We start from the raw sequence: 21,172 nt of genomic DNA on the forward strand, positions 1-21,172 counted from the left end.
TTCAGAAAACCACCGAGATCGCCACCGCGAGCCAGACCGCGATGGCGCCCGCGAGAAACAGATGCCGCGCGATGCGGATGCGCACATCGCTGTTTTCCGGCTCGACGGGACTCGTCGCCATCCACGGTACGAGCCCGAGGCAAGCGAAGCCGATCAGCGCGCAGATGAAGACGACGATGTCGGCGGGACGCCATTTGGTTGGCTCATACAGGCCCCAGTAGCCGAGAAAGACGATGCCGATCGAGAAGATCGTTGCCGAAGCGGCACTCAGTGCGGGCACCGATCCAATTGGACTCGGCATGTTTCACCTCCGATCGTTAGGCTGCGATGACGGTCCTTCTTCACCCCCTGCCTGCACTCTCTCGGCGACTGCGGTCCGCGCTCAGGACGTGCGAGCCTGGCGCGCTTCGTACGTCTTCAGATGGCTATAAGCGATGCGCAGCAGCGACAGGCCGTGCTCGCCCTTTTGCGCATCGCCGCCGCGCGCGATCAGATCGCCGAGAATGTGATCCGCCTCGGTATGCGAGTGGTTTTCCACATCCCGCAGCATCGACGCGGTCAGCGGCGAAGGCGTGAACAGCGTCTGGGTGGCGCGCGCGTCGAAGTCCGGGCCCATCGTGAAGCCGTTGTGTTCGGCCACCGCGCGGCACTCGCCCAACAGATTCTCGATCACGCGCTTGCCGTCCGGCGCGGCCAGAATATCGCCGACCGAGCCGCGCATCAGGCAGGTACTCGCCGCCAACGTGGCCAGGAAAACCCACTTTTCCCACATGCGCAACAGGATGTTGTCGCTGACCGAGACATCGAAGTTCGCATCGGCCATCGCGTCCGCAATCGCCTGGACGCGTTCCGACGTGCCGCCCGCCTGTTCGCCGAAAGTGATCGCGTGCAAGTCGTTCAGATGGACGATGTGCTGCTCGGCGTTGAGCGTCGCGGCGATTACGCATTGACCGCCGAGTACGCGCGACGCGCCGAACTTTTCCGTGAGGACCTCGATGTGGCGCATGCCGTTGAGCATCGGCAGGATCAGCGTCGACTCGCCGACCAGCGGCGCGAAGGAATCGATGGCGTCGTCGAGGCTGTAGGCTTTGCAGCTGAGCAGCACCAGATCGAACGGCTCGGCGCTGACGCCGGCAAGGATCGTCTTGATGCCGTCCAGCTTGAGGTCGCCGCGCGGGCTGCTGATGACGAGTCCGTCGCGCTGCAGCTTTTCCGCCCGGCCCGCGCGCACGAGGAAAGTCACGTCCTGACCCGCCGCCGCGAGACGCCCGCCGAAGTAACCGCCTACCGCGCCCGCCCCTACTACTAGAATTCGCATCTTTTCGCCTCTTGATAGATGTCGGTCGCGCGCGCCTTATTGGAGAGTTCCGGCTCGCGTACACAGTGTGTGTGCAGAAATGTAGCAAAGATTGGCGCGAGGCATGGGCGACGATTGCGGAGCTTGGCGCGTGCTGCAATGCAGCGTCGCCGCGGCGCACGGCTGCTCAGGTCAGATGAATCGCGGCGATGCGCCGCCCTCGCTCACCGCTTCTTCACTATCGGCCGCCCGCGCGGTGCGGCGCCTTTCAAAACCACTACGTCGATTCGGGCGAGCCGCAAATGGTGCGCTCGTAGAGCGCCAGCATCCCCGGCACATCCACGCCGATGCAGACCTTGCACGCCGGGCGGTTGTCCCAGTCCGGCGCGGGCACCGGCAGCGTCGCTGGCTTCTGGATGGTCTGGCCCACCGCGATGCCTTCCGTCAACACGCGCACCGGACCGCTGCGCGTCGTGTAGAGGTGCGGCGCCAGCACGTACGCGACCGCCGATGAATCGTGCACATAGATGCCCGCCAATTGCGCGCTCTGCTCGTGAAAAGCCTCGTAATGACGCGACACGTCCCACACGAATTGTCCCGCCGCACCGCCGCGCTCGCGCAGCGACGCGAGATACGCGTGGCTCATGATGGTCGGCTGCGTGACGTCGAGCCCGACGATCGCCACCGGCCACGCCGCGCCGAGCACGCGGTCGGCCGCGTCGGGGTCGCCGAGGATGTTGGCCTCCGCGGCCGGCGTCACATTGCCGAGCACGCCGGCCGTGCCGAACGCGCCGCCCATGATCACCACCTGCCTGACGAGCGGCGCGATCTGCGGATCGTAGGCGAGCGCCACCGCGAGGTTCGTCAGCGGTCCGACCGCGAGCAGCGTGACTTCGCCCGGATGCGCGCGCACCGTGTCGATGATGAAGCGGTGCGCGGGCCGCGCGTCGAGCGGCGCCGCGCAGGTGCTGTCGAAAGCGATGTTGCCGAGGCCGTTGTCGCCGTGAATCCGCGCGAGCGGCGCGGGCGCGGCGCGCCTGAGCGGCGCCGCCGCGCCCTGCGCAACCGGCACGCCGGCGGCGAAGCGCCCGGCCAGAAAGCGTGCATTGCGCGTCGTCGTCTCGATCGTCGCGTTGCCGAACACGCTCGTCAGGCCGAGCAGTTCGATGTCGGGGTGCAGCGCCTGGAAGACGAGCGCCATCGCATCGTCGACGCCCGGGTCGGTGTCGTAGATGATCTTGTGCCTGCTCATAGGTAGAACGCGTCCGGAAGTTGCTCGCGCGCGGTGGTGTCGCGCGTGGCGCCGCGCAGATTGCCGAGGCGAATCGGCAGAGCGGGGCCGCCCAGTTCGAGGATCACCTGGCGGCATGCGCCACACGGCGCGATCGGGCCGTCCGTATCGCCGATCACGGCAAGCGCCGCGAACTGATCGCGCCGATAACCCGCGGCGATTGCGCTGAAAAACGCCGTGCGTTCGGCGCAATTGCACAAGCCGTAGGCGGCGTTCTCGACGTTGCAGCCGTCGAACACCTGGCCGTCGCGCGTCAGTAGCGCGGCGCCGACCTTGAATTTCGAATAAGGCGCATAGGCCTTTTCTCGCGCGACGCTCGCGCGTTCCAGCAGTTGTTCCATGTTCATGCGGCGGTCCTCGATTCGGTTCTCCGTGATGAACATGCCAACAAGAGTGGCGCCCATCAGGTTCGTGAGCGTCATGGCAGGCTCTGCACGCAGGCCGTCGCGCGGTTTGATGCGTGGCGGTGCCAAACCCTCGGGTCGGCTTCGCGATCGATCGCAGCAAAGTTCGCGAAGCCGCATGACGCGCACGACAGGGTAGCAATGGTACGCTGATCGCGTGGTCGCGGGCCAGTCGAGGTCGTGCTCGCGACGTCTGAGCACACCGCCGCCGAACCTACAGCGTTTCCAGCGCCAGCGCGATCCCCTGCCCGCCGCCGATGCACAACGTAACGATGCCGCGCTTGAGCCCGTCGCGCCGCATCGAATGAACGAGGCGCGTGGTCAGCACCGCACCGGTCGCGCCGATCGGATGACCGTGCGCAATCGCGCCGCCCTGCACGTTGATCAGTTCGTCCGCGATGCCGAGGCGGCGCGCGACCGCGATCGGCACCGCAGCGAACGCTTCGTTGATTTCGAAGCGCTCGACATCGTCCAGTTGCCAACCCGCGCGCGCCAATGCGATCTGCACGGCGGGCACCGGTCCGAGACCGAACATGCCCGGTTCGACCGCCGCGACCCCGTACGCGACGAGCCGCGCGAACGGCTCGATGCCGCGCGCTTCGGCGAAACCGCGCTCGGCCACCAGCATCGCGGCCGCGCCGCTGTTCAACCCCGGCGCATTGCCCGCGGTGATCGTGCCGTCCGGGCGGAAGGCCGGCCGCAATCTGGCGAGCGTCTCCACGGTCGTGTCCGGGCGCGGCTGTTCATCGCGCGTGAACTCCTGCGGACCTTTGCGCGCGGGGATATCCACCGCGACCAGCTCGGCGTCGAAGTCACCGCGCGCCTGCGCGTCGGTAAAGCGCTGTTGCGAGCGCGCGGCCCAACGGTCCTGGGCTTCGCGCGTGATGTCGAACTGGCTGACGAGGTCTTCCGTATGCCAGCCGGAATGCTCGCCGGAAAACGCGTCGTTCAGGCCGTCGCGCAGCAGGCTGTCGTGAATCTGCGCGTTGCCCATCCGATATCCCCAGCGCCCGCCATCGAGCAGATACGGTGCGCGATCCATGTTCTCCATACCGCCCGCGACGGCGGCATCGCCAAGGCCTAACCAGATCTCCTGAGCCGCCGAAGCGATGGCCTGAGCGCCGGAGCCGCACACGCGATTGACGGTCAGCGCCGGCACCGCCACCGGCACGCCCCCACCCATCGACGCCTGACGCGCCGGGTTCATTTTGTTGCCGGCCTGAATCACGTTACCCATCACGACCGACGCCAGCGCGCTCCCATCGAGCCGGCTGCGCCGCAGCGTCTCGCGCACGGCCGCCGCGCCGAGTTCGGTTGCACTCACGTCCTTCAGCGATCCGCCGAATGCGCCAATCGGCGTTCTCACCGGATTGCAGATCACTACTTCTCGCGTACTCGTCATGGTTTCTCTCCAGTTGAATCAGCACTGCGTTTTCTACTGCGCCTGCCTGCTCATTTGATGGCGCCGATCGGCCGCCGCCACGAATCAGCGTTTCGCCGATACCGCCGCAACCGTCTCGCCCGCCGCGACATCCCACCCACCCCCCAGCGAGCGGTACAACGCGACCGCCGAGAGCGCGTGCTCGCGCCTCGCCTGGTTCAGCGATTCCGCGTCGCGCAGATACGCCTCCTGCGCGGCGAGCACGTCGAGAAAGCTCGACGCGCCACCCTTGTACAGTTCGGTCGACAAACGCAGCGCCTGGTTCGACGCCTCCAGCGCGCCGCCGAGCCGTTGCACCTGCACCGCGCCGCTCACCAGATCGCTGCGGTTGTCCTCGATCTCCTTCAGCGCCTGCAGCATGGTCTGCTGCAAACCGAGCTGCGATTCGCGCATGCGGCTCTCGCTCGCGTCGATATTCGCGGTGATGCGGCCCGCGTTGAAGATCGGGCTCGTCGCATTCAACGCGGCGCTAAAGAGGCTGTCGGTGAGCGTCGGCAAGCCGAGATACGACGAAGCGAGCAGGCCATTGGCGAGATCAATCCTGAACTTCGGATAGCGCTGCGCCTTCGACACCCCCACCTCGGCCGCGCGCTGTTCGACCAGCGCATAGGCGGTGCGCACATCGGGCCGCTGCAACAACGCGTCGGAAGGCAGCATCTGCGGCGCGCTTTGCGCGGGCAGCGGAATCTCGCGGGCGTCGGCAAGCAGCAAACGGTCGACGCTTTCCGGCGTGCGGCCCGAATAGACTGCGATCAGACTCAATTGATGCTGCACGGCGGATTGCATGCGCGGAATCTGCGACTGCAAATCCTCCAACTGATTCTGCGCACGCGCGACGTCGAGCTGCGTCGACAGTCCGTAGTGCAGACGCCGTTGTGTGAGTTTCAGCGCACGAGCGCGAATCTGCTCGTTCTCGCTGAGAATCTGCAATTGCGTCTGCGCCCAGCGCAGATCGATATAGGCCGCCGCCGTGTTCGCGGCGAGCGCGAGCCGCACCTGATTCAGCGCCGCCTCGCTTCCCGACACCTGGGCCTGCGCGGCCAGTACCGCGAGACGTTCGCCGCCGAACACATCGGGCGTCCAGCTTGCCGTCAGGCCGATGCCGGCCTGGCGCACATAGCCGAGCGGCGGCGGCGTGTTTTGCCGCGTGTCCGATGCGGTTGCATTGGCGTTCAATTCGGGCAACAAGGCCGCGCGATTCTGCGTGGCCAGATCCTGCGCCTGCCGCACACGCTCCGCGGCGGCCTTCACGTCGAGATTGCCGGTCAGTACCGACTCGACCAGTTGGTGCATGACCGGGTCGCCGAATTGCGACCACCACGCGCCGGCGCTGACATTGTCTTGCGGTGCATCGACGCTCCACGCTGTCGGCGCGACGGTCTTGACCGTCTGCGGCAAATCCGCGTGCGTGGCCGGTTGCACCGCGCACGCCGCGAGCGTCAGGAAGGCCGCGCTCGCCAGTACTTTGATTACGATCGGCTTCATGTTGAAATCCTCAATGGGCCTCGGGCGGCGGCGCGGTGTTGCCGAATGGGCGCGAGAACAGCACGCTCAGCAAACCGACCACGAAACAGAGCGACACGGCAAGAAACGTGTCGGAGAATGTGAGCACCAGCGCTTCGCGCAACAGCACGTCGTGCAATTGATCGAGCCCCGCGTGCGCTGCATTCAACACATTCCCGCCAATCGCCGCGAAGTATTCGGCCTGCTTCTGCAAGATCGATTCGACTGCCGGGCGGCCCGCATTCAGGTGCTCGTCGAGCCGCTCGTAGTGAAAGTTCAGGCGGTCGTTGAGCATCGTGCTGCTCACCGCGATGCCGATCGCGCCGCCCAGATTGCGCATCAGGTTGAAGAGGCCGCTGGCGGAGCGAAGCCTCGACGGCGGCAACGCCCCCAGCGCCATCGTGACGATAGGCGGAATGCAGAATTGCTGCCCGATCCCGCGCAACGCCTGTGGAATCAGCAACTGCTGCCAGCCCCATTGACTCGTCAACGGCACATACAGATAGCAGCCGATACCGAACAGCGCGAGCCCGAACACCATCAGCAGGCGCATATCGACGACACGCGCGAGCATCGAATACGCGGCCAACGCAATCAACTGGAAACAGCCGACCGAGAGCAACGCGAGACCGATCTGCAACGAATCGAAGCCGCGTACCCGCGCCAGAAACACTGGCGTCAGAAACACCGTGCAGAAGATCCCGATGCCGGTGATGAAGGACAGCAAGCTGCCGATACCGAAGTTGCGCACCGCGAGCGCGCGCAAATCGACGATCGGTTCTTTCGCGGTGAACGCGTGCACGATGAACAGAAAGCCGCAGATCGCCGAGACCCACGTGCACAGAACGATCACGTCGTCGCCAAACCAGTTCTTGCGCGGGCCCTCTTCGAGTACGTATTCGAGGCAGCCGAGAAAGCCTGACATCAGCAGAATGCCGAGGTAGTCGCCTTTTTTCAGCAGCGACAGGTCGACCTTATCGATGTGAACGTACTTCGGCACCATCACCGTGACGGCAATGCCCGGCACCAGGTTCAGATAGAACAGCCAGTGCCACGACCATTGCGACGTGATCCAGCCGCCGATCACCGGACCGATGGTCGGCGCGAGCGACGCCAGCGCGCCGATCGTGGTGGACGCGATCAGCCGCTGCTTGCCGGGAAACAGCACGAACGCGGTGGTGAACACCGTCGGAATCATTGCGGCGCCGGCCGCGCCCTGCAAACCGCGAAACAGGATCATCGAGTTGATGTCCCACGCGAGTCCGCACAGCATGCTCGTGACCGTGAAGCCGAGCGCGGAGAACGTGAAGAGCCAGCGCGTCGAGAACACGCGCGTGAGCCAGCCGGACATCGGAATCACGATGATTTCCGCAATCAGATACGAGGTCTGCACCCACGAGAGTTCGTCCTGGCTCGCGGACAAGCCGCCGCCTATGTCGCGCAGCGAGGACGCCACGATCTGGATATCGAGTGTGGCCATGAAGAAGCCGACGCACATCAGCGCGAACGCGAAGACTTTGGTGCGGGTCGGCTGGTCGGCGGGATTGTCGAGAACTTGAGTCATGATCGGCTCATCATCCGTGTACTTGTGCGCGGCCGGCGTCGACATGCACCTTTACCGTCGCTGAAAGCCCCGGACGAAGCACGCCCTGCATGCCCTTCGGCACGTCCAGGCGCACGCGAACCGGCACGCGCTGCACGATCTTCGTGAAGTTGCCGGTGGCGTTTTCGGCGGGCAGCACGCTGAAGGTCGCGCCGGTGGCCGGTGCGAGGCTCTCCACCACGCCCTGAATCCGTTGGTTCGATGCGTCGAGATCGACTTCGACGCTATCGCCGACCTGCATCTTCTTCAACTGGTCTTCCTTGAAGTTCGCGTCGATCCACAGTCCGCTCGACGGCACCACGGTCAGCAGCGACACACCGGTGTTGGCGAGCAGCCCCACTCGCGCGCTGCGATTGCCGACAAAACCGTCGATCGGCGAGCGAATCGTCGTGTACTCCACGTTCAAGGCGGCCACGCGCTGCGCCGCCTGGGCGGTGGCGATGCGCGCCTCGGCGTCGCCTATCTGTGCGTCGAGCACGGCGATCTGCCGTTGCGCCGCGATCAGCGCGGCACTGCTGCGATCGACCGCGGCGTGCGCCTTGGTCAGATCGGCATCGGCTCGCTCCACCACCTGGCTCGATACCGCGTCGTCCTTCACCAACTCGCGGTAACGCGCCTGGTCTGCGGCGCTGCGCGTGAGTTCCGCACCGGAGGCGCGCACCTCGGCCACCTGTTCGTTGATGGTGGCAAGTTGCAACGATTTCTTCGCCTGCAACTCGGTAACGGCGGCTTGCGCGCTCTGCACTTCCGCGCTGGCCTGCGCCAGGCGGGCGTCGTAGTCGCGGGCGTCGAGGCGCACCAGCACCTGGTTCGCGTGAACGAACTGGTTGTCGTGCACGAGCACGTCGGCGACAAAGCCGTTCACCTTCGGCGCCATGACGGTGACGTCGCCGCCCACGTACGCATCGTCCGTCGTTTCGACGAAGCGACCGACGAAGAACCAGTACGACACGGCAAGCGCCATGGCGACGATCACGGTGAGGATCGCGAGCAACATCCACGGCATGCGCTTTGCCGGCCTGGCGGTATGCGCCGCACTCGGCGGGGCGACAGTCGAAGGTGTAGTGGACATGATGTCGGTATGTGCGTATGCACTCGTTACGTTGAAAAAAACGGCGCAGTGCGCCGGCCTTCGTTGCGGCCGCAGACGGCCTTAGATTGAATCCCGTGTGAGAGCGAACAGTTCGCCGCGCAATGCGGCCGCGCGCTGTTCGCCGAAGCGATGCTCGAATTCGGCTTGCGCGCTATCCCAATGCTCGCGCCCGGCGTTCACCCGTTCTTCACCGATGGCCGTGAGCGCAATCGTCAACGCCCGCGCATCTGCACCGCGCGCCTCGCTCGACACCAGGCCATTGCGGCGCAACGGCTGAATCGTGCGGACCAGCGTGGTGCGCTGCATGCGCATGGCTTCGGCCATCTGCTTCATCGTCATCGGGCCAGTGCGTTTGAGACGGGCCAGCAGCGAAAACTGCGTAATCGTCAGGCCGACATTGGCCAGATGCCGGTCGTAAATCTGCGACACGTAACGTGCGGCCTGGCGGATCGCAAAGCAGTCGTCGTCGAATAGCCCTTCCATTGCTGTGCTTTCCCATTCGTGAGTGCGTATGCACACAAACAGATACAACAACGCTCGTCGGAACGAGCGTGCGCCTGACTAACCGGTGATGCTGAACAATTCGGCGCGCAGCGTCTTGGCGCGCGCCTGGCCGAACTTCTTTTCGAACTCCTCCTGGGCGGCGCGCCATGCGACGGCGGCCTGGTCGAAAGTCTTTTCGCCCTGCTCCGTCAGACTGAACAGAAACGTGCGGCCGTCATGCTCCGCCGATTCTGCCACCACCAGGCCATCGCGCTGCAAGGGCTTCATGGCGCGGACCAGTGTGGTGCGCTCCATTACCATTGCGTCGGCGAGGTCCGCCATTGGCAGGTTCGGCGTGCGTGCGAGCTTGGCAAGAATTGTGAATTGCGCAGCCGTCAGCCCGACTCCACCGAGATGGCGTTCGTAGATTTGCGTGACGTGCCGCGCCGCCTGGCGCAGCGCGAAGCAATTACATTCGTCGTAAGAGAGAGGGCGGGTCATGAGATGCAGTCTATATGTGCATACGCACAGAGTCAAATTTTATTTCGAGTTGGGCCGGAGTTGCTGGAACTGGCCGTCTTAGATAGACAAGTCCGTAGTAGTGACTTAATGTCCAGCGCAACTTCAAAAATCTAACGACGGCGCACCGAATCGCCTCTTACGGCATCAAGGAAACGGAAACGGCGCGCCGGAGCGATACGGTGAGCGATAGCCCATTTACAGCAGCCGGTACGCCAGTCGTGCAGCCGCTCTCGCGGTGCGCTTGTCCTGATCGAGCGACGGGTTGTACTCCGCGATATCCGCCGCGCGCAGCTTGCCCGAGGACCGCACGCGCAGCACCATCGCTTCGACCACCGATAGCGGCACGCCCAGTGTAGCGGGCGCAGACACGCCCGGCGCGGTGGCGGCCGGCAAGACGTCGAGATCGATCGTCAGATAGACGTCGTCCGCTGCGTCCAGCAACTGCTGAAGCTCATTCAGACGTTGCGGCAGTTGCGTTTCCTGCATCTCGACGTCGAGCACGTGGTGCACGCCGAGTCGCTCCGCATGAGCGAACAGCGAGGCCGTATTGGCCAGATCGCTGATGCCGAAGCACGCATAGTTGAACGGCACCCCTCGTGCCGCACAGTCGAGCGCGATCTGATCGAACGGCGTGCCGGAATTCGCGGGACGCTTCTGGCGCAAATCGAAGTGAGCGTCGAAATTGATGATCAGCAGCTTGCGCGAAGCGAGCGGCGCAGCAGCGTTGCCGGCTTCACGCTGCTGATGCAGCCGCAAGCCGCTATACGTTCCCCACGCGACCTCATGACCGCCACCGAACACCAACGGCCGTCCACCGCTCGCCAGCACTTCGCTGACCACGTCCGCCAGTTCCGTCTGCGCGCCTTCGAGATCGCCGTCGTCGCACACCACGTCGCCGGCATCGGCGAGCGCCGCCATCGACGCTTTGGCGGGCAACCCCGCCAGCACACGGCGCAACTCCCTGGGCGCATGCGCTGCGCCGATCCGGCCTTGATTGCGGCGCACGCCTTCATCCGAGCCGAAGCCTACGATCACCGGCGCGTCGCGCTGCACCTGCACAACGTCACTGAACGGCATGACCTGATTGAAAACACGCCGCGTGTCGCCGGGCTCACCGTCGTCGGAGCGGCCTGCCCATACCTTGTCATTGAATGGGACTCTCATGCGCGCGACAACACCGCCTGCAGAAATGCGCGCGTGCGAGGCTGCGAAGGCGCGGAGAAAATCTCGGCCGGCGGCCCCGCTTCGACGATCACACCGCCGTCCATCACGACCACCACGTCGGCCACTTCCTTCGCGAAGCCCATTTCATGCGTGACGACCACCATCGTCATGCCTTCGCTCGCGAGCAGCTTCATCACTTGGAGTACTTCGCCGACCAGTTCGGGATCGAGCGCAGATGTCGGCTCGTCGAACAGCATGACGCGCGGCTGCATCGCTAATGCGCGAGCAATCGCAACCCGTTGCTTCTGACCGCCCGACAGACTCGCCGGCATCACATGCGCCTTGTGCGCCAGTCCGACTTTTTCCAGCAGCGCGATCGCAGCCGCTTCGGCCTGCACCTTGCCGAGACCACGCAACATGCGCGGACCGACGGTGATGTTATGCAGCACCGACAAATGCGGAAACAGATTGAACGACTGAAAGACCATGCCGACTTCAGTGCGCAGCGCATTCAGCGACCGCTCCTTGAGCATCTCGCCTTGTTCGACGAGTCGATGCCCACAGATGTCGATCGTGCCGCCTTCGGCCTGTTCGAGTCCGTTGCAGCAGCGCAGAAAGGTACTTTTGCCCGAGCCGCTCGGCCCGATCACCACCACGACCTGTTGCGGCTGGATATCGAAATCGATGCCGTTGAGCACCGTATGCGGGCCGAACGATTTGGTCAGTCCGCGAATGCTGACGATAGGCTCATTGGTTTTGGGCACGTTATTCATTGCACCATCCCTCCCGCACGCAAACGACGCTCGACGCGATGCAGTGCGTAATTGGTCGCCTGCGTCAGCACCAGATAAACCAGCGCGATGGCCAGATACACTTCGAGCGAACGATACGACACGCTGATGATCTTCTGACCTTCGTGCATCAGATCGTCGATCGTCAGGAGCGACACCAGCGCCGAGTTCTTGATCAACGCGATGAATTCATTGCCGAGCGGCGGGATCATCCGCACGATGGCCTGCGGCAGAATGATCGCGCGCATCGCTTGACCCGACGACATGCCGATCGAACGCGCCGCCTCCATCTGTCCGCGATCGACGGACTGAATCGCGCCGCGCACGATCTCCGAGACGTAAGCGGCCGAGTACAGGCCGAGCCCCAGCATGCCGCACACGAACGCAGGCAGCAGAATGCCGAATTGCGGCAGGCCGAAGAACAGCAGGAAGAGTTGCACAAGCAACGGCGTGCCGCGGAAGAACGTCAGGTACGCGGTACACAGGCCGTACACGATGCGCCGCTTCGGCGTCAGCCTGCCAATGCCGATCAACAGGCCAAGCACGCAGCTGAGCGCGAGCGACGCGGCGGTTACTTCGACCGTCACCAACGCGCCGTGCATGATGTCCGGCCAACCGGCGATCACCGGCGAGAAATCAAGTTCCATTTCGTTTGCCCGGCCGTTTATTGCACACTCGCGCCGAACCACTTCTTGACGATCGCTGCATACGTGCCGTCAGCCTTGATCTTCGCGAGCGCGGTGTTGAAGGCGGTCTTCAGTTGCGGCTCGTCCTTGCGCACGGCGATACCGTAGGCTTCGGTCGTCAGCGTCTTGTCGAGCACGCGGAAGCCGCTGCGCGTTTTCGCGAGTTGATACGCGGCCGGCTTGCCCGTCACGGCAGCGTCGGCGCGACCGATCCCCACCAGATCGAACATCTCCTGGTTCTTCTCGACCTCGACGCGATTGATCTGCGGGAAGTTGTCGCGCAGGAAGTTCACCGACTTCGTGCCCACCTGCACCGAGACTTTCTTGCCGTTCAGATCGGCCACCGTCTTGATCGGCGAATCGCTTTTCACCAGCACGGCCAAGCCGCCCGCGTAATACGGATCGGTGAAGTCGACCACTTTCGCACGCTCGTCGGTAATGTAGATAGCGGAGATCGCAGCGTCGAAACGATGCGCGATCAAACCCGGAATCAGCCCTTTGAAGTCGATGTCGGTCCATTGCACGCGTTTGCCCATCTCCTTTGCGAGCGCGTTCATCAGGTCGACGTCGAAACCAGTACGCGCGCCGTTCTCGGTGAACTCCATCGGCGGGAAGGTGGCGTCGGTGGCGACGTTCAGCACGTCCGGCGTTTGTGCCGACGCTGCGCCGGAGAATCCGGCCAACGTCACCGCGAACGTGACGCATGCGAGGGACAACAGTCGTTGCAGTTTCATGAAGTAGGCTCCTTGTGGTTCTATCGATTCGTGCGATTCGTTCGGAATCCGTATTGAGGGTGAAACCGAAAATCCTGGTCCAGTCAATCGGATTGCATATGCTCGGAAATGGCGCGGGCCGTACGTAGCGTCCCGTCAATGAATTGGCTTTCGCGGCCGATGGCACGCGTGGACGGCGCCATCAGCGTGATCGATGCGCCGCTGCCGGCGCTGCGTCCACTGCGATGAAAGATCGGGGCGCTAACGCCCCACACGCCCGGATCGACTTCGCTGTCGCTCACGGCGTAGCCTTGAGCGCGAATCTGTTGGAGTTCTGCTTCGATTGCGGCACGGCCGACGGGGTCGTTATCGAACACGCTGTCGAGCACTTCGGCGCGCGCCTTGTCGGCCATGAACGCCAGCAGCGATTTCGCCGAAGCGCCCGCCTTGAGCGGCACGGCGCGGCCTTTCTCGAACGAGCAGCGCAACGAATGCTGGCTGTCGACCATCTCGAGGCACATCACCTGATGCTTGACCGCGACCACGAGTCCAATGCTTTCCTGCGACGCCCGCGCGAGTTGCTGCATTTCGCTGCGGCTCGCTTCGACTAGCAGCGAATTCACATCGAAGCCAAGCGCGAGTTGCAGGCTGATCGGACCGGGCGCGTAATACCCCGCGTTTTCGGCGACGAAACCCCAACGCTTGAGCAGCGCTATCTGCCGGTACAGTGTGCTTTGCGCAAGGCCGGTCACGGCTAGCAGATCCTTGACGGACATTGCCTTGCCATGACTGGCGAGCGCCGCCAGCACCAGCAGCACCCGTTCAGCCCCTGTCACACCCTGTTCCACGTTCACGATCACACCGCCCGCCATCCAACAAGGGCTCAGGATGCCAGAACGTTCTCAGATTTAAAAAATGAAATTCCCATTGGGTGGGAATGAAGGGCAAGGGATTTCCCCAAGCCGGCATGAAATGCGTGCAAAGACGGAGCGCCACTAAAGCGCAATCACCGTCACACCCACTTCCACCTGATGCGCGCCGCCTCCAAGAATCATCCCGCGTAGCAACGACACGTCGCTGTAATCGCGGCCAATCGCGAGCGTCACGTGATCGACATCGGCCAGCACGTCGTTGGTCGGATCGAGATCGATCCAGCCGCTGCCGGGACAATGCACCGACACCCATGCATGCGACGCATCCGCGCCGATCAACCGCGGCTGCCCCGGCGGCGGATCGTTACGCAGGTACCCGCTGACATAACGCGCCGGCAAACCCAGCGAGCGCAGACAGCCGATCATCACCTGCGCGAAGTCCTGACACACGCCGCTCTTCAATTCGAACGCGCGCTCGGCGGGCGTATCGAACATCGTCGCCGAAGGCTTGTACGCAAAGTCGTCGTGAATCCGATGCATCAGATCGATCGCGCCTGCGGCGATCGGCCGTCCCGGCGGAAAGCTCGGCAGTGCATAGGCGCGCAGCGACGGCCTCGGTACGATATTCGGCGACGCGAAACAGAACTCCACCTCGGGCCTGAACTGCCCGCCGACGCGAAACTGCAGCGCTTCGGCCACTTCGTCCCATGCAGGTGTGGCGTCGGGATCGAGGTCGGTCCAGCGCGGCGTTAGCGACACCGTCGTTTCGCTGACGAGTTGCAAGCGCTCGTGCGGCGCGTCCAGCGCGAAGTACAGTACATCGTTGCCGAACGCATCGACACGGCTGTGCAGATACGACGGTTCGGGTTCGATCCGCGCGCTATGCGAGACCAGCCGCTGCCACGAACAGGCGATCGGCCGGATCGTCGCGAGATGCTGCGCGGTCTCGACATAAGTCGAATAAACGTAAGTCGTGCGATGCGAAACAGACAGCACGGTCGGTGCGTGCTTCATGACCACACCTGCGAAGTCACGGTACTCGCGTGGCTGAAATAGCGCGCGCTGATCTCATGTGCGGCCGCCCCGACGAACCCGCCGATCTGATCGCAAACCGCCATCAAGTGACGGTAAGCGCCGTTTTCATCCACTTCACACAGCGATTCCAGCGACGGCAAGGACGCCGCAGGCGGCATCAGCTCCGCGAACGGACGATGCCGCACGCTACCCGCGGCGAGCGCGATCTCGTCGAGCTTCTTGCGCAAACGCTCGTATACGCCGTAGATGCCGCGCGGGTTGGTCGGCTCGATCACCAGCAGGTCGAGCAAGGCCGGCACTTCGAAGCGGCCCGGATAGAGCGAGCGGTACGTGAGCGTACTGTCGAACAGTTGCAGCAGCAGATCGAACCCCGCGGGCGTGGCGAGTTGCCCGTGCTCGGCGATCACACGCAGTAACGAGGTCATCGCCGCCACGCGTTCGATGTGACGCCCCACGAACAGCAAACGCCACGCTTCGTCGCGTGTCATGCGGTCGCCTTGCGCGCCGCTGATCGCCGACAACTGGACCGACAGGCGTTCGAGCGCGTTGACCAGCGTGATGCGGTCATAACGGTCGTAGCGGTCGTAGCGTTCGCCGCGAGCATTCGCGCCGTTGCCGCTGCCGCTGCCATTCCCATTCCCATTCCCACTACCTTGCCCCACCGAACCGCCGCCTGACCCCGCAGCCGGCATCAAGGTCTGCAACACATCGCGAAAGTCGTTGCGCGACGCGAGAATCGTGCGCCAGTGATCGTTCGACAGCCGCCCACGCACTTCGCCATTCGAGCGCGCCTGGCAGTTCAGATTCTGGCCGATGCTTGCGGCCCCGGTGCTCTCGCTCAGATTCGCGACCAGCGCGCGCTCGAACGTTTGCGGCGAATACGGCGCGGACATGTCGCCCGATTGCACGAGGCCACATTGCATCGCGAGTTCGACCAGGGTCGGAAACATCGCGTCGGCGTCGTTGCCTTCCAGCGAGCCGAGAATCAGCCGCAGCAGCCGCACGTTGTTTTCAGCGCGCTCGCCGTAACGTCCGGCCCAGAACAGATTTTCCGCTGCGCGGCTCGACACGGTGCGGTGCTTGCGCGCGAGGTCGGCAGGCTGCATCGGCGAAGGCAGCAGCGTGAAGGTCGACGTCGGCTGGCTCGACAGCACCCATGTATCGACGCTGCTGCCGCCGTACTGCATCGATACGGTCGCGTGGCGCTCGGCGGCCATCCGCGTGAAGCCACCCGGCATCACATGCCAGCCGCCGTTGACATCGGCAATCGCATAGGCGCGCAGCACCGCCGGACGGCGGCCGATGGTGCCATCCTCGTAACGCGGCGTGCACGAGAAGCGTTGCGCCTGCTGGATCGTGTACGTGTCGGGCATCGCGTCGATGCGCTCGCGCCACGCCGACAGCGTCTGTTTGCCCTGTTCGATGCCGGGCGGCGCATCGCGCCCGGTCACCGGCCAGGTCGGCACGATGAACGCTTCGTCGAGCCGCGCGAACGCATGCTCGCGCGCCGCCTTTTCGCCGCACCACCAGGTCGCGACGCTCGGCAACACGAGGTCTTCGCCGAGCAGCACCTCTGCGACGCCTGGCAGAAAACCGTGCAAGGCCGGCGACTCGACAAAGCCCGAACCCGGCACGTTCGACGCGATCACGTTGCCCGCGCGCATCACCTGCAGCAGGCCGGGCACGCCGATGCTCGAATCGGCGCGCAGTTCGACCGGGTCGCAGAACGCGTCATCGAGCCGGCGCAGCACGACGTGCACGCGTTCGAGCCCGGCGAGCGTCTTCAGATAGAGCATGTCGTCGCGCACGGTCAGGTCCTTGCCTTCGACCAGCGTGACGCCGAGATAGCGCGCGAGAAACACGTGCTCGAAATAGGTTTCGCTGAACGGCCCTGGCGTAAGTAGCGCGATGTGCGGCGACTGGGGTGACCCCACCGCGCCAGGATCGTGCCGCATCGTGGACTGTGCCGATTGCGCGAGCGTCGCGATCAATTGCGAATAGGTCGGCGCGAGGCGGCTCACTCGCATCGAGCGGAACGGCTCGGCAAACAGCGTCGACACGATTAGCCGGTTTTCCAGCGCATAGCCGAGACCCGAGGGCGCTTCGGTGCGATGCGCCATCACGGTCCATTCGCCGTTCGGCGTCCGCGCGAGATCGACCGCGACCACTTGCAGGTACTGGCCGCCCGGCGGCGTGAAGCCCTTGACCGGCCGCAGATAGCCGGGATGCCCGAATACCAGCGCGGGCGGCAGTTGCCCACGTTCGAGCAGGGTTTGCGGCCCATAGATGTCGGCGACGATCGCATTGAGCAGATGCGCGCGTTGCGTCACGCCGCGCTCGATATGCGCCCACTCGTCCTCGCTGATCAGGAGCGGCAGCAGGTCGAGCGCCCAGGGACGCGACTCGCCGTTATCCGCATAGACGTTGTAGCTGATGTCGTTGTCGCGAACCTGCTGCGCGACCGACGCGCAGTGATCCTCCAACCGTGCGACCCCGTCCTCACCAAGCCGCTCGAAGAATTGCCGCCACGGCTCGCGCAGCACGCCCGCTTCGTCGCGCAACTCGTCCCAATGTCCGTCGTAGCCCGGCAACAGCCGTAACAGGGACGAAGCGTCCGCGCGAGCGGCGGACGCTTCGAAGGGAAAAGTCGATTGAAAGGCCAAGGTCGTATCGTTCTAAGTATGTGCGGTTTTACCAGTAGCGCAGATCGAGCGTGAACGGAAACTCGAGACTGCGCTGCGGCAGGTCGACCGTGAGCGGCCCCGGCGTATGGCCCGACGCGAAGAAGCGCGCGCGCCGCCGGCTTTCCGCCTCATAGGCGTTGACCGGGAAGGTCTGATAGTTGCGCCCGCCCGGATGAGCGACATGATACTGGCATCCGCCCACCGAGCGGCCGGTCCAGGTGTCGACCAGATCGAAAGTGAGCGGCGCGTCCACGCCGATGGTCGGATGCAGCGCCGACGGCTGCGACCAGGCGCGAAAGCGCACACCGGCCACGTATTCGCTGACGCGGCCAGTCGGCTGCAAGGGCACCGGCACACCGTTGACGGTCAGCACATGGCGGTTGCCGTTCAGACCGAGCGCGCGCACTTCGAGCCGCTCCACTGACGAATCCACGTAACGCACCGTGCCGCCCGCCGAACCCTCCTCGCCCATCACATGCCAGGGTTCGAGCGCGCTGCGGATCGTCAGCGCGACGCCGCTCACCGTGGTCTCGCCGACCAGCGGGAAGCGGAACTCGAAGTGCGGCGCGAACCAGCTGCTGTCGAACGCGAAACCGGCACGGTTCAACTCATCGAGCACGTCGTCGAAATCCATCTTCACGAAGCTGCCGAGCAGGAAGCGGTCGTGCAGCTCGGTGCCCCAGCGCGTGAGCCGCTGCGTGTACGGCTCACGCCAGAAACGCGCCACCAGCGCGCGCAGCAGCAACTGCTGCACGAGACTCATGCGCGCGTGCGGCGGCATTTCGAAACCGCGCAATTCGAGCAGGCCGAGGCGTCCAGTGGGGCCGTCGGGCGAATAGAGCTTGTCGATGCAGAACTCGGCGCGATGCGTGTTGCCGGTCACGTCGATCAGAATGTTGCGTAACGAGCGGTCGATCATCCACGCGGGCAGGTTCGCGCTGTCGCGGCCGCCGAGCAGGTCGATCTGCCGCTGCAACTCGCGCAACGCAACTTCGAGTTCGTAGACCTGGTCGTTGCGCGCTTCGTCGATGCGCGGCGCCTGGCTGGTCGGCCCGATGAAGAGCCCCGAGAACAGATACGACAGCGATGGATGGTTGTGCCAGTACGCGATCAGACTCGCGAGCAGATCGGGCCGGCGCAGGAACGGACTATCGGCGGGCGTCGCGCCGCCGAGCACGAGGTGATTGCCGCCGCCGGTGCCGGTGTGGCGCCCGTCGGTCATGAACTTCTCGCTGCTAAGATAGCTCTGCGCCGCCGACTCGTACAGATACTCGGTGTGATCGACCAGTTGCTCCCAGTTCGCGGCCGGATGAATGTTCACTTCGATCACGCCGGGGTCGGGCGTCACCTGCAGCATCTTCAGGCGCGCGTCGCGTGGCGGCGGATAGCCTTCGAGCACGACCTGCATCTTCAACTCGGCGGCCGTCGCTTCGATGGCGGCGAGCAGGTCGAGATAATCGTCGAGTTCGGTGAGCGGCGGCATGAACACATGCAGCAGCGAGCGGCCGCTGCCGAACGCATCCGCTTCGACTTTCGGACCGGCCGCGCGTTTGGGGTCGCGCGCCTCGACGCAGATCGCCGTGCGCAGCGTTTCCTTCGACGACTGCCCGCGCGCCGGCGCCGGCGCCGGCGCGTCGCCCGGCTGGCGCGCGTAGGCGAGCACGCCGCTGCCCGCCATGCCGCTCAGCAGATCGGCCGCCGACAGCGACAAGGCAGCCGCGCCTCGCTTCTCGACAAGAGTCGGCGCCTGGCTCGCGTCGCGTTGTTCGTTGTCGTACTGCATGCGCAATTGCGCGGACGAACGCAACGGCACCGGCGGCGCGAACGGATCGTGCGCGTGCTGATACGGATAGTCGGTCTTCGACACCCACGGCAGCGAGTCGAGCGGCAGCCGGTAGCCCATCGGCGAATCGCCGGGAATCAGATACATGCGGTCGTCGCGGAAGAACCAGCGGCCGCTGACCCACTTCGGCGCTTCGTTCGGCACGTCGCGCTCGCGGGCGAGCGGCAGCACGTAACCGGTCGCGCCGCTCAAGCCCGCATCGAACACGCGACGCAAGCGCACCCGCTCCAGTTCATCATCGAGGCGGGCATCGAACGGATCGACGTTGACCGGCAAGCGGCGCTCGCGCCACAGGTAGTACCAGACGTCTTCGAAACCGGGCTGGATGCAGTCCGTGTCGAGCGACAGCTTGCCCGCGAGATGCGCGAGAAAGCGTTGCGCGTCGCCCGCGGTGTAGCGGCCGGGCTCGCGTTCGTCGGCGAACAGCGCCGGGTTTTGCCAGCAGGGTTCGCCGTCGGCGCGCCAGTAGAGTGACATCGCCCAGCGCGGCAACTGCTCGCCCGGATACCACTTGCCCTGGCCGATATGCAGGAAGCCGTCCGCGCCATAACGCGCGCGCAGCTTGTCCATCAACGCGACCGCATAGCCGCGCTTGGTCGGGCCGAGCGCGTCGGTGTTCCATTCGGCGGCGTCACGGTCGCGCACCGACACAAAGGTCGGCTCGCCGCCCATCGTCAGCCGCACATCCATGTCGGCGAGCTGCTGATCGACCTGCTCGCCCATCTTCAGCACGTCGCGCCACACCGCTTCGCTATACGGCTTCGTCACGCGCGGCGTCTCCAGCACCCGTTCGATCGACATCGTGTGATCGAACTCGACTTCGGATTCATCCACCGCGCCCGAGATCGGCGCAGCGCTCCCCGGCTCGGGCGTGCAGGCGACCGGAATATGCCCTTCGCCCGCGAGCAGGCCCGAGGTCGGATCGAAGCCGATCCAGCCCGCGCCCGGCAGATACACCTCGCACCACGCATGCAGGTCGGTGAAGTCGACTTCGGTGCCGCTCGGGCCGTCGATGGATTTGACGTCGGGCGCGAGCTGCAGCAGGTAGCCGGACACGAAGCGCGCCGCCAGTCCCAGTTGCCGCAGGGTCTCCACCAGCAGCCAGCCCGAATCGCGGCACGAGCCCGCGGCGCTCACGAGCGTTTCCTCGGGCGTCTGCACGCCCGGCTCCATCCGGATCAGGTAGCGGATCTCGCGTTGCAGCCGCTGATTCAACGCGACGAGGAAGTCGGCGGTGCCGGTAGGCGTGCGGTCGATACTTGCAACGAATTCGGCGAAGCGCGGCGTCATCGGGCGCCTGATCAGATACGGCGCGAGTTCGAGCGCAAGGCCGGGCTCGTAAGCAAACGGGAACTGCTCGGCGGACGGTTCGAGAAAGAAGTCGAACGGGTTATAGACGGCCATCTCGGCGACCAGATCCACGGTCACCTTGAATTCGCGCGTCTTCTCCGGAAAGACGAGCCGTGCCTGATAGTTGGCGAACGCGTCCTGCTGCCAGTTGATAAAGTGTTCGGTCGGTTCGACCCGCATCGAATAGGCGAGGATCGGGGTCCGGCAATGCGGCGCAGGCCTGAGCCGCACGACCTGGGGCGACAGCGAAACCAGCCTGTCGTAGCGGTAATGTGTGACGTGATGCAACGCGACGCGTATGGACACACCGGACTCCTGGACGAAGGATGGCAGCCCGCCAAAAAGCAAGCTTCATGCCGTTGATAGAACGAGCGCGACAAGCGTTGTGAACCGCGTG

The 21,172-nt window shown here is 64.7% G+C and carries 18 protein-coding genes; all 18 read right to left on the minus strand.

Annotation, left to right across the window (positions count from 1 at the left end):
- Position 1: 1 nt before the first annotated feature.
- Positions 2-301, minus strand: coding sequence for a hypothetical protein (locus tag B0G69_RS29685; RefSeq protein ID WP_121323468.1), 300 nt, complete (start codon positions 299-301; stop codon positions 2-4).
- Positions 302-382: 81 nt separating this feature from the next.
- Positions 383-1,318, minus strand: coding sequence for a 2-dehydropantoate 2-reductase (gene panE / locus B0G69_RS29690; RefSeq protein WP_121323469.1), 936 nt, complete (start codon positions 1,316-1,318; stop codon positions 383-385).
- Between the two features lie 256 nt (positions 1,319-1,574).
- Positions 1,575-2,549, minus strand: a complete 975-nt coding sequence (locus tag B0G69_RS29695) for a nucleoside hydrolase (RefSeq protein WP_121323470.1) — start codon at positions 2,547-2,549, stop codon at positions 1,575-1,577.
- On the minus strand, positions 2,546-2,935 hold the full coding sequence (locus tag B0G69_RS29700; protein ID WP_121323956.1) for a cytidine deaminase: 390 nt from the start codon (positions 2,933-2,935) through the stop codon (positions 2,546-2,548). Before B0G69_RS29700 ends, B0G69_RS29695 begins: the two co-directional genes overlap by 4 nt.
- A gap of 271 nt (positions 2,936-3,206) precedes the next feature.
- Complete coding sequence (locus B0G69_RS29705) at positions 3,207-4,394, minus strand: thiolase family protein (RefSeq protein WP_121323471.1); 1,188 nt, start codon at positions 4,392-4,394, stop codon at positions 3,207-3,209.
- An 84-nt stretch (positions 4,395-4,478) separates the two neighbouring features.
- On the minus strand, positions 4,479-5,918 hold the full coding sequence (locus B0G69_RS29710; protein WP_121323472.1) for an efflux transporter outer membrane subunit: 1,440 nt from the start codon (positions 5,916-5,918) through the stop codon (positions 4,479-4,481).
- Between the two features lie 10 nt (positions 5,919-5,928).
- Positions 5,929-7,500 (minus strand): DHA2 family efflux MFS transporter permease subunit, encoded by a 1,572-nt coding sequence (locus tag B0G69_RS29715; protein ID WP_121323958.1) that lies wholly within the window; start codon positions 7,498-7,500, stop codon positions 5,929-5,931.
- 10 nt (positions 7,501-7,510) lie between these two features.
- Positions 7,511-8,611, minus strand: a complete 1,101-nt coding sequence (locus B0G69_RS29720) for an HlyD family secretion protein (protein WP_199731373.1) — start codon at positions 8,609-8,611, stop codon at positions 7,511-7,513.
- 81 nt (positions 8,612-8,692) lie between these two features.
- Complete coding sequence (locus tag B0G69_RS29725; protein WP_121323473.1) at positions 8,693-9,115, minus strand: MarR family winged helix-turn-helix transcriptional regulator; 423 nt, start codon at positions 9,113-9,115, stop codon at positions 8,693-8,695.
- Positions 9,116-9,193: 78 nt separating this feature from the next.
- A complete protein-coding gene (locus B0G69_RS29730) occupies positions 9,194-9,616 on the minus strand; it encodes a MarR family transcriptional regulator (RefSeq protein ID WP_121323474.1) in 423 nt (140 codons plus the stop codon).
- 216 nt (positions 9,617-9,832) lie between these two features.
- Entirely contained in the window at positions 9,833-10,801 is a 969-nt protein-coding gene (gene hutG, locus B0G69_RS29735) for a formimidoylglutamase (RefSeq protein ID WP_121323475.1), read from the minus strand.
- Positions 10,798-11,574 carry an amino acid ABC transporter ATP-binding protein gene (locus B0G69_RS29740; protein ID WP_121323476.1) on the minus strand — a complete coding sequence of 259 codons (777 nt, stop codon included), beginning with the start codon at positions 11,572-11,574 and terminating at the stop codon, positions 10,798-10,800. The genes hutG and B0G69_RS29740 overlap by 4 nt, the downstream gene beginning before the upstream one ends.
- Positions 11,571-12,239, minus strand: coding sequence for an amino acid ABC transporter permease (locus B0G69_RS29745; protein WP_121323477.1), 669 nt, complete (start codon positions 12,237-12,239; stop codon positions 11,571-11,573). Before B0G69_RS29745 ends, B0G69_RS29740 begins: the two co-directional genes overlap by 4 nt.
- A 17-nt stretch (positions 12,240-12,256) precedes the next feature.
- The gene (locus B0G69_RS29750) at positions 12,257-13,012 is read right to left on the minus strand and encodes a transporter substrate-binding domain-containing protein (protein ID WP_121323478.1); all 756 of its coding nucleotides are present in this window, start codon (positions 13,010-13,012) and stop codon (positions 12,257-12,259) included.
- A gap of 83 nt (positions 13,013-13,095) precedes the next feature.
- Positions 13,096-13,845 (minus strand): IclR family transcriptional regulator, encoded by a 750-nt coding sequence (locus tag B0G69_RS29755; RefSeq protein WP_241991564.1) that lies wholly within the window; start codon positions 13,843-13,845, stop codon positions 13,096-13,098.
- Between the two features lie 141 nt (positions 13,846-13,986).
- Entirely contained in the window at positions 13,987-14,877 is an 891-nt protein-coding gene (locus tag B0G69_RS29760) for a transglutaminase family protein (protein ID WP_121323480.1), read from the minus strand.
- Positions 14,874-17,561, minus strand: coding sequence for a circularly permuted type 2 ATP-grasp protein (locus tag B0G69_RS29765; RefSeq protein WP_121323481.1), 2,688 nt, complete (start codon positions 17,559-17,561; stop codon positions 14,874-14,876). The genes B0G69_RS29760 and B0G69_RS29765 overlap by 4 nt, the downstream gene beginning before the upstream one ends.
- Positions 17,562-17,589: 28 nt before the next feature.
- A complete protein-coding gene (locus B0G69_RS29770; protein WP_121323482.1) occupies positions 17,590-21,081 on the minus strand; it encodes a transglutaminase family protein in 3,492 nt (1,163 codons plus the stop codon).
- Positions 21,082-21,172 lie beyond the last annotated feature (91 nt).

Origin of the sequence: Paraburkholderia sp. RAU2J (assembly GCF_003634845.1) — a bacterium.
Lineage (GTDB): Bacteria > Pseudomonadota > Gammaproteobacteria > Burkholderiales > Burkholderiaceae > Paraburkholderia > Paraburkholderia fynbosensis.